Source organism: Streptomyces hydrogenans (assembly GCF_014656075.1).
Lineage (GTDB): Bacteria > Actinomycetota > Actinomycetes > Streptomycetales > Streptomycetaceae > Streptomyces > Streptomyces hydrogenans.
In genome coordinates this window covers 24,279-31,689 of the sequence record NZ_BNBS01000094.1, presented here as the reverse complement: position 1 = coordinate 31,689, position 7,411 = coordinate 24,279, and the positions used below count along the sequence as shown (strand labels likewise).

Genomic DNA, 7,411 nt, shown 5'->3' with positions numbered 1-7,411 from the left:
CCTGGCGCTGGCGCTGGGCGGGGTGAGGGCGGAGGCGGCGGCGCTGCGGGCGGCGGGGGGGCGGGCGGCCTCGCGGACGGCGGGCGCGCTGTTCCTGGCGGCGGCGTGGGTCCGGCTCGCGGTCTGGGGCGTGACGGTCCCGGAGGCGTACACGCTGCCGGTGACGGTGCCGGCGCTGGTGGTGGGCCTCCTGCGGCGGCGCCGGGATCCGGCGGCCTCGTCCTGGGCGGCGTACGGGCCGGGGCTGGCGGCGACGCTGGTGCCGAGCCTGGCGGCGGTGTGGTCGGACCCGCACTGGACGCGTCCGCTGCTGCTGGGGACGGGGGCGCTGGCGGTGACGCTGCTCGGGGCGCGGTTCCGGCTCCAGGCGCCGTTGGTCCTTGGCGGGGCGGCGCTCGTCCTGGTGGCGGCGCACGAGCTGGCGCCCTACGTGGTGCAGCTGGTCGGTGCGCTGCCGCGCTGGCTGCCGCCGGCGGCGGCGGGACTGCTGCTGCTCGCGGTGGGGGCGACGTACGAGCGGCGGCTGCGCGAGGCGCGGGCGCTGCGCGGGCGGCTGGCCCGGATGCGGTGACCCGGGCCCGGGAAACGCCGAGGGCCCGGAGACGGTGATCGTCTCCGGGCCCTCGGGCCGGGTGGTGGGCGATACTGGGATCGAACCAGTGACCCCTTCGGTGTGAACGAAGTGCTCTCCCGCTGAGCTAATCGCCCCGGCGCACCGCAAACATTACCGCATGTCAGCGGGGCTTCCGAACCATCCCCGGGTCATTCGTCGATCTTCCAGGGCATGACGATGCCGAACTTCCAGAGGTACCAGCCGAGCAGTGCGGCGATGATCACCAGGCCGATGACGGTGAGGGTGATGTTGCGGCGCCGGACCTTGGGGTCGAGGGCGCGCTGGGCGGCCTCGGTGACCTTGCGCTTGGTCCAGCGGAGCACGATCTGCGCCCAGACGAACTCGGTCGCCCAGATCGCCATGCCGCCGAAGATGACGAGCCAGCCGGGCCCCGGGAAGACGAGCATCAGGATGCCCGCCCCGATCACGGCGAGTCCGACGATGAAGACGCCGACCTGCCAGCTCAGGTGCAGGCCCCGGCGGGCCTTGATGAACTCCGGGGCGCGGGATCCCAGTTCGGCCTGCTCGGCGGGCTGGGGCTCGGGGGCGCGCTCGTCACTCTCCGCATTCATGGGGCCAATTTACCCGACTCACCAGCCCCACCGGTATGGCGGTATTACCCAAAGTTACATACCGCCGTCCGAGCTACCTGAACGATCACAAAACCGACAGAGGGGTTTACAACGGCACCGGAGGTGGCATGTCGATTTCGCCGACGTGCGAATCCCCGAGCGCACACTGAGCGAAAGGCCCTGGCGCTTATGAACACCGTGGTGAGCTGCGAGCTGCACCTGCGCCTCGTTGTGTCGAGCGAGTCCTCACTGCCTGTACCCGCGGGCCTGCGGTATGACACGGCGGATCCGTACGCCGTGCACGCCACCTTCCACACCGGAGCCGAGGAGACGGTCGAGTGGGTCTTCGCCCGCGACCTTCTCGCCGAGGGGCTGCACCGGCCCACCGGCACGGGCGACGTCCGAGTCTGGCCTTCCCGTAGTCACGGCCAGGGAGTCGTCTGCATCGCGTTGAGCTCGCCCGAGGGCGAGGCCCTGCTCGAGGCCCCGGCGCGGGCCCTGGAGTCGTTCCTCAAGCGGACCGACGCCGCGGTGCCACCGGGCACCGAGCACCGGCACTTCGACCTCGATACCGAGCTGTCCCACATCCTGGCCGACAGCTGAGCCAGGCCCAAGACCGCACGGCGCCGTCCGAACTCGGGGCGACGGCGCCGCGCGGGCAGCCACTCCCCGCTCGACCCAGGCGTCCTTCACCGCGCAGCCGGCGCGGTGAAGGGCGCCGTCGCGCTTTTCCGGGGCGCGCTAGAGTCGTCTCCCATCCGCGGGCGCCCGCCCGCGGCCGGCCAGGGAGCGAAGCGTGCTCATCCCCCACGACACCCGGATCGCCCTCGACACCGTCGTCGATCTGATGAACACCGCCGCCCAGGGGGACCGTGCGGACACGCTCGCGGACCTCGACGCGCTGGGCGTCTTCGTGCGCGAGCACCGGATCAGCGACGTGGGCGACCTGGACGCCGGGGACCTGCGGGCCGTCCGCGAGGTGCGCGACCGCTTCGCCGCCGTCTTCTCCGCGCCCGACGCGCGGATCGCCGCCCCGCTGATCAACCAGCTGGTGGCCGCCGCGGGCACGACCCCGCAGCTCACCGACCACGACGGCTACGACTGGCACGTGCACTACTTCGCGCCGGGCGCCTCGGTCGCCGACCACCTGGCCGCCGACTGCGGGATGGCGCTCGCCTTCATCGTCGTCTCGGGCGAGCGCGAGCGGCTGCGCCGGTGCGAGGCGCCGGACTGCGGCCGCGCCTTCGTCGACCTCTCCCGCAACCGCTCCCGCCGCTACTGCGACAGCCGCACCTGCGGCAACCGGCTGCACGTGGCCGCCTACCGGGCCCGCCGCAAGGAGGCCGGCGGCTGATTCCCGCCGTCGGCCGGAGAACGCCTCACAGCACGTAGAGGTCGTGCAGGGCCGCCATCAGGAGCAGGGCCCCGATCACCGCCAGGAAGATCATCAGCGGCGGCTGCGACAGCGCGAAGAGACAGCCCCTCGGCTCGTCGAGCGGAGGGTCGGCGGCGGGGACGGACTCGGCGGAGGCGGGGGCGGGTTCCCGCGAGGTTTCCAGCATCTCGGGGGGATGATCGCGCACCGCGCACCCCGGAAAGACCGGAAACCGCCCCCTGGCGGAGCGGTTCATCCCTTCCCGTGGATCTCCGGATCAGCGCCGGTCGCGGCCCGGCAGGCAACGGCCAGAAGCGGTCAGATTCCGTGCTTCTTCAGAATCGCCTCGATGTCGCTGAAGTCCTCGGCGTCCCCACCGCGGGCCGGCTTGCCCGCCGCGGGCCGGGCCTGCACCTCCCGGACCGGGGCCGAGGCACCGGGCGCGACCGCCGCGGGCTCCGCTCCCCCGCCGGCAGCCTTCCGGCCGCCCCGGCGCCGCTCCACGCCCCGGGTCGTCAGCAGCAGCAGCCAGGCGGCCCCGAGCACACCGAAGCCGACCCAGGCGACCGGGCTGAAGACGGTGTCGAAGGCCCACTCGACGGCGCCGGTCATCACCAGGCCCAGCGGCACCAGCGACCAGCCGGCGATCCGCGCCGCGGACAGGTACTTCTTCCGGTACGCCGTGAGCGCGGCGATGCCCAGGCCCGCCGCGGACACCGCGGAGAAGATGGTCTCGGCGAGCATGCGGTCCTCCAGGTCCCGGGTGATACGTCCCTTCCATCCTGCACCGCACCGCCCGCCGGAGGCCACGCCCCCGGCCCCGTCTCAGGGAGATCTCCGGGTCGACCCGGACCCGATCTCCTCCTCAGGTCCCGGTCGGACCCCCGCGCGGTGCCGATGCGGGTCCCGGGCGGCGCGGCTGGAAGACTGCCGGTCATGAGTGATTCCACCACCGCACCCTCCCCGGTCGTCCTGGAGGCGTGGTTCGACCTCCAGTGCCCGGACTGCTTCACGGCCCTCGACGACCTCCACGCGCTGCGCGCGCGGTACGGCGACCGGCTCGACGTACAGCTGCGCCACTTCCCGCTCGCCAAGAACAAGCACGCCTACGCCGCCGCCCAGGCCGCCGAGGAGGCGGTCGACCAGGGGCGGGGCTGGGCCTACGCGGAGGCGCTGCTGGCCCGGACCGCCGACCTCGCCGACCGGGGCGAGCCGGTGCTCCTGGAGGTCGCGTCCGGACTCGGCCTGGACGCCGAGGAGTTCGACACGGCGCTGATCGACGGCCGCCACCTGCTCACGGTCGACGCCGACCAGGCCGAGGGCCAGGCCCTCAAGGTCACCGGCACCCCGACCTACGTCATCGGCGGGGAGCGCCTCGACGGCGGCAAGAGCCAGGAGGGCCTGCGCGCCCGGATCGAGGAGATCGCCGACCGCCTCCTGGCCGGCTGAGCCCCCTCCCCGCCGACGGACCGGACCCTCAGAGCAGCGGCTTGGAGCTGTTGACGTGGGTGGTCCGGTAGCCGAGCGACTCGTACAGGCGGATCGCCGGGGTGTTGCCCGCGAAGACGTGCAGTCCGAGCAGGGTCTCCCCGGCCTCCCGCGTCACGCGCTCGGCGACGAGCATCAGCGCCCGGCCGTAGCCCCTGCCGCGGCGCTCCGCGCGGACCTCGATGTCGTACACGTACCCGGCGTTCACCCCCGGCTCCAGCGCGCGCACGCCGGTCCAGACGTGGCCGACGACCGCGCCGTCGGCGACGGCGACGTGGATCGCCGTGCCGGGGCTGGCGAGCCCCCGGGGCAGCAGCTCGCGGTGGCTGGCCTCCGCCTTGGCGCGGGCCTGCTCCTCGGGCACGCCGCGGTCGATCCAGCTTCGGGCGAAGGAGTCCCTGGCGTCGGCCTCCCAGACCCCGAACTCCTCCTCCGTCATCGACCGCACCTCGATGCCGGCCGGCGGCTCGGGCGCCGGGCCGGTGAGCTCCTTCAGCATGTTCCGGCTGCGCTCGGTGTAGCCGAGGGCACGGGCCAGGGCCAGGGCGGCGGTCGCCTCGGCGGGCACCGATATCGACACGTCCGCGCAGCCCCAGCCGCGCAGCACCTCCTCGGCGGCGAGCGCGGCCACCGTCCCCCGGCCCCGGCCGCGGTCCGGCTCGTCGACCCGGAGGCGTTCGATCAGCCCCGCCGCGCCTCCGAAGTTCGGGTCGGTGGCGACGCGGACGGAACCGACCCGGCGGCTGTTCACGCAGATGTCGTAGGTGCGCGAACGGCCGCCGTCGGCGGAGTGCTGAAGCGGCTCGGTCGGCCGCAGGGTGGTGGTCATCAGGGGTGTTCTACCCATCCGGGAGTCCCCCGTCATCCGGATTTAGCCGAGCTCGGGATCCCGGTCCGCGGCGGCCCGCTCCTCGAAGATCCGCATGGCCTTGGCGGTAACCGGGCCGGGGGCTCCGGCGAGTTCGCGCCCGTCGACGCGGTGGACGGCCTGGACGTCCCGCAGGGTGGAGGTGAGGAAGACCTCCTCGGCGGTCTCCAGGACGTCGAGCGGCAGGTCGGTCTCGACGGCGCCGGTCCACCGGGCGGCCAGCGCGCGGGTGATGCCGGCGAGGCAGCCGGAGGAGACGGGCGGGGTGTGGATCCGGCCGTCGAGCACGACGAAGACGTTGGAGCCGGTGCCCTCGCAGAGCCGCCCGACGGTGTTGCCGAACAGCGCCTCGGTGGCACCGGCCTCCTTCGCCCGGGCGAGGGCGACGACGTTCTCGGCGTACGAGGTGGTCTTGAGGCCCGTCAGGGCGCCGCGCTCGTTGCGGGTCCAGGGGACGGTGACCACGGCGGTGGTGTCGGGGCGGCGGGAGGTCCCGCCGACGGCGACGACGAGGCTCGCGCCGGCGTCGCCGCGCTCCGAGCCGAGCGGGGAGAGCCCGCCGGTGTAGGTGATCCGGAGCCGGCCGAGCTCCAGCGGGTTGGCCTCCAGGACGGCGGCGCAGGCCCGGCGGACCTCGTCGAGGTCGGGGTCGGGCAGCCCGAGACCGCGGGCGGAGCGGGTCAGCCGCTCCAGGTGGAGGGTGAGAGCGAACGTTTCGCCGCGCTCGGCCTTGACCGTCTCGAAGATGCCGTCGCCGACGGTCAGCCCGTGGTCCAGGACGGAGACCCGGGCGGTCTCCTCGTCGTGCAGCCCGCCGTTGACCCAGATCTTCATCGAGTGATGGCCTTTCCGCTCGCCCCCGCGACGTCGGTGTCCGGGGCGCCTGACTCGTAGGCGCCCGACGCTATCGCGACCAGCCGGGCGGCCTTCAGCTCGGTCTCCTCCCACTCCCGCTCGGGGTCCGAACCCCAGGTGATCCCGGCGCCGGTGCCGAAGCGCAGGACGCCGAGCGGCCGGTCGATCCAGAAGGTGCGGATGCCGACGGCCAGCTCGCCGTGGCCGCTGTCGGCGTCCACCCAGCCGACGCCCCCGCAGTACGGGCCGCGGGGCGCGGTCTCCAGGGCCTCGATGATCCGCAGGGCGCTGGACTTGGGGGCGCCGGTGACGGAGCCGGGCGGGAAGGTGGCGGCGAGCAGCCCGGGCCAGCCCTCGTCCTCGCGCAGCACCCCGCTGACGGTGGAGACGAGGTGGACGAGGCCCGGGTGCTCCTCCAGCTCGCAGAGGGCGGGGACGGCGACGGAGCCGGTCTCGCAGACGCGGCTGAGGTCGTTGCGGACCAGGTCCACGATCATCACGTTCTCGGCGTGGTCCTTCGGCAGCAGGTCGGCGGCGGTCCGCCCGGTCCCCTTGATGGGGCCGGAGGAGACCCGGTCGCCCTCGCGCCGGAGGTACAGCTCGGGCGAGGCGGTGGCGATCTCCACGCCGTGCGCGGGCAGCCGAATCGTTCCGGCGTACGGGGCGGGGTTGCCGGCCGCGAGCAGCGCGGTGAGGGCGTCCACGTCGGCCGCGGCCGGATCGGGCAGCGGCGCGCTCATCACCCGGCAGAGGTTCGCCTGGTAGACCTCGCCGCGCGCGATGTGCTCGCGCACCGTCCGTACGCCAGCGGTGTACGCGGCGCGGTCGAGCGAGGACGTCCAGTCGCCGGGGCGGGGGCCGGCCCAGGCGCCGGGGACGGCGGCGGGCACCGGCGCCTTGCGGACGTCTCCGAAGCGGGCGCAGGTGAGCCGGCCCTCGAAGTCGGCGCAGACGGCCCAGAAGCCGGTGGAGTCCAGTGCCTCGGGATCATGGGTGACGTCCCGGAGGTCGGTCGCGACGAGGCCGCCGAAGCGGGCCAGGGGAGCAAGGTCGTACACGCGTCGAGTCTAGGTCGGGTCGCCCCGGAGCACGGGGGTCGCGTGCGGCGGCGGCTCCGTGCGACCCCGGGGACACGGCGGGTGAACACCGTTCGAACCCTCCGGGAGCGCCCGTCGGGCGCGGTGAAGGGCGCGCAGGTCAGCACGCTGCGGAAACGCGTTTTTGTACTGGCCCGGGAATCCGCTAGAGTTCAACACGTCGCCGGGACGCGCAAGCGGGCCGGAACCGACAAGCGGACGTGGCTCAGTTGGTAGAGCATCACCTTGCCAAGGTGAGGGTCGCGAGTTCGAATCTCGTCGTCCGCTCGATGTGGGGGATCTTCCCGAACCCCCGTATTCACTCCTGGTGGAGTGGCCGAGAGGCGAGGCAACGGCCTGCAAAGCCGTCTACACGGGTTCAAATCCCGTCTCCACCTCCAAGGACGATTAGCTCAGCGGGAGAGCGCTTCCCTGACACGGAAGAGGTCACTGGTTCAATCCCAGTATCGCGCACCACAACTCCCGCACCCCTTGGGTGCGACCCGCGCGATTAGCTCAGCGGGAGAGCGCTTCCCTGACACGGAAGAGGTCACTGGTTCAATC

The 7,411-nt window shown here is 73.3% G+C and carries 10 protein-coding genes and 4 tRNA genes (1 of these 14 running past the window's edge); 7 read left to right on the top strand and 7 right to left on the bottom strand.

From position 1 onward, the window contains the following. Nucleotides 1-571 (top strand): SCO7613 C-terminal domain-containing membrane protein (locus IE321_RS30275; RefSeq protein ID WP_373316649.1); only part of this gene is annotated, 571 nt, incomplete at its 5' end. Nucleotides 572-633: 62 nt separating this feature from the next. Here IE321_RS30275 and IE321_RS30270 read toward each other — a convergent pair. After that, nucleotides 634-708 (bottom strand) — tRNA-Val (locus IE321_RS30270). Nucleotides 709-762: 54 nt separating this feature from the next. After that, on the bottom strand, nt 763-1,185 hold the full coding sequence (locus IE321_RS30265) for a TIGR02611 family protein (protein ID WP_043228033.1): 423 nt from the start codon (nt 1,183-1,185) through the stop codon (nt 763-765). A gap of 189 nt (nt 1,186-1,374) precedes the next feature. Here IE321_RS30265 and IE321_RS30260 point away from each other — a divergent pair, with 189 nt between their 5' ends. Then, nucleotides 1,375-1,788, top strand: coding sequence for an SsgA family sporulation/cell division regulator (locus IE321_RS30260; RefSeq protein WP_030493555.1), 414 nt, complete (start codon nt 1,375-1,377; stop codon nt 1,786-1,788). Nucleotides 1,789-1,981: 193 nt separating this feature from the next. After that, entirely contained in the window at nt 1,982-2,539 is a 558-nt protein-coding gene (locus IE321_RS30255) for a CGNR zinc finger domain-containing protein (protein WP_190225229.1), read from the top strand. Between the two features lie 25 nt (nt 2,540-2,564). On the opposite strand, the gene IE321_RS30250 is transcribed toward IE321_RS30255, so the two are convergent. Beyond that, nucleotides 2,565-2,747, bottom strand: coding sequence for a hypothetical protein (locus IE321_RS30250; RefSeq protein WP_190225228.1), 183 nt, complete (start codon nt 2,745-2,747; stop codon nt 2,565-2,567). Between the two features lie 131 nt (nt 2,748-2,878). After that, on the bottom strand, nt 2,879-3,304 hold the full coding sequence (locus tag IE321_RS30245; protein WP_190225227.1) for a hypothetical protein: 426 nt from the start codon (nt 3,302-3,304) through the stop codon (nt 2,879-2,881). Between the two features lie 192 nt (nt 3,305-3,496). Here IE321_RS30245 and IE321_RS30240 point away from each other — a divergent pair, with 192 nt between their 5' ends. After that, nucleotides 3,497-4,009 carry a DsbA family protein gene (locus IE321_RS30240; RefSeq protein ID WP_043228030.1) on the top strand — a complete coding sequence of 171 codons (513 nt, stop codon included), beginning with the start codon at nt 3,497-3,499 and terminating at the stop codon, nt 4,007-4,009. Between the two features lie 28 nt (nt 4,010-4,037). Here IE321_RS30240 and IE321_RS30235 read toward each other — a convergent pair whose 3' ends face one another. Genes IE321_RS30235 through IE321_RS30225 form a run of 3 tightly spaced genes read right to left on the bottom strand, consistent with a single transcriptional unit; the run spans nt 4,038 to nt 6,829 of the window. Further along, on the bottom strand, nt 4,038-4,877 hold the full coding sequence (locus IE321_RS30235; protein WP_190225226.1) for a GNAT family N-acetyltransferase: 840 nt from the start codon (nt 4,875-4,877) through the stop codon (nt 4,038-4,040). Nucleotides 4,878-4,919: 42 nt separating this feature from the next. After that, nucleotides 4,920-5,750 carry an aminotransferase class IV gene (locus tag IE321_RS30230; RefSeq protein WP_043228028.1) on the bottom strand — a complete coding sequence of 277 codons (831 nt, stop codon included), beginning with the start codon at nt 5,748-5,750 and terminating at the stop codon, nt 4,920-4,922. Further along, nucleotides 5,747-6,829, bottom strand: a complete 1,083-nt coding sequence (locus IE321_RS30225; RefSeq protein ID WP_190225225.1) for a chorismate-binding protein — start codon at nt 6,827-6,829, stop codon at nt 5,747-5,749. The genes IE321_RS30230 and IE321_RS30225 overlap by 4 nt, the downstream gene beginning before the upstream one ends. A 233-nt stretch (nt 6,830-7,062) precedes the next feature. Here IE321_RS30225 and IE321_RS30220 point away from each other — a divergent pair. The 3 genes from IE321_RS30220 to IE321_RS30210 all read left to right on the top strand — a co-directional run. Then, nucleotides 7,063-7,135 (top strand) — tRNA-Gly (locus IE321_RS30220). A gap of 39 nt (nt 7,136-7,174) precedes the next feature. Beyond that, nucleotides 7,175-7,248, top strand: a tRNA-Cys gene (locus tag IE321_RS30215). A gap of 104 nt (nt 7,249-7,352) precedes the next feature. Then, a tRNA-Val gene (locus tag IE321_RS30210) sits at nt 7,353-7,411 on the top strand; it runs 113 nt beyond the window's last position.

What these genes read in the sequence shown, in the direction of transcription:
- IE321_RS30265 (WP_043228033.1), bottom strand. Translation starts at nt 1,185, where the DNA reads ATGAATGCGGAGAGTGACGAGCGCGCCCCCGAGCCCCAGCCCGCCGAG.
- IE321_RS30260 (WP_030493555.1), top strand. Translation starts at nt 1,375, where the DNA reads ATGAACACCGTGGTGAGCTGCGAGCTGCACCTGCGCCTCGTTGTGTCG.
- IE321_RS30250 (WP_190225228.1), bottom strand. Translation starts at nt 2,747, where the DNA reads ATGCTGGAAACCTCGCGGGAACCCGCCCCCGCCTCCGCCGAGTCCGTC.
- IE321_RS30245 (WP_190225227.1), bottom strand. Translation starts at nt 3,304, where the DNA reads ATGCTCGCCGAGACCATCTTCTCCGCGGTGTCCGCGGCGGGCCTGGGC.
- IE321_RS30240 (WP_043228030.1), top strand. Translation starts at nt 3,497, where the DNA reads ATGAGTGATTCCACCACCGCACCCTCCCCGGTCGTCCTGGAGGCGTGG.
- IE321_RS30235 (WP_190225226.1), bottom strand. Translation starts at nt 4,877, where the DNA reads ATGACCACCACCCTGCGGCCGACCGAGCCGCTTCAGCACTCCGCCGAC.
- IE321_RS30230 (WP_043228028.1), bottom strand. Translation starts at nt 5,750, where the DNA reads ATGAAGATCTGGGTCAACGGCGGGCTGCACGACGAGGAGACCGCCCGG.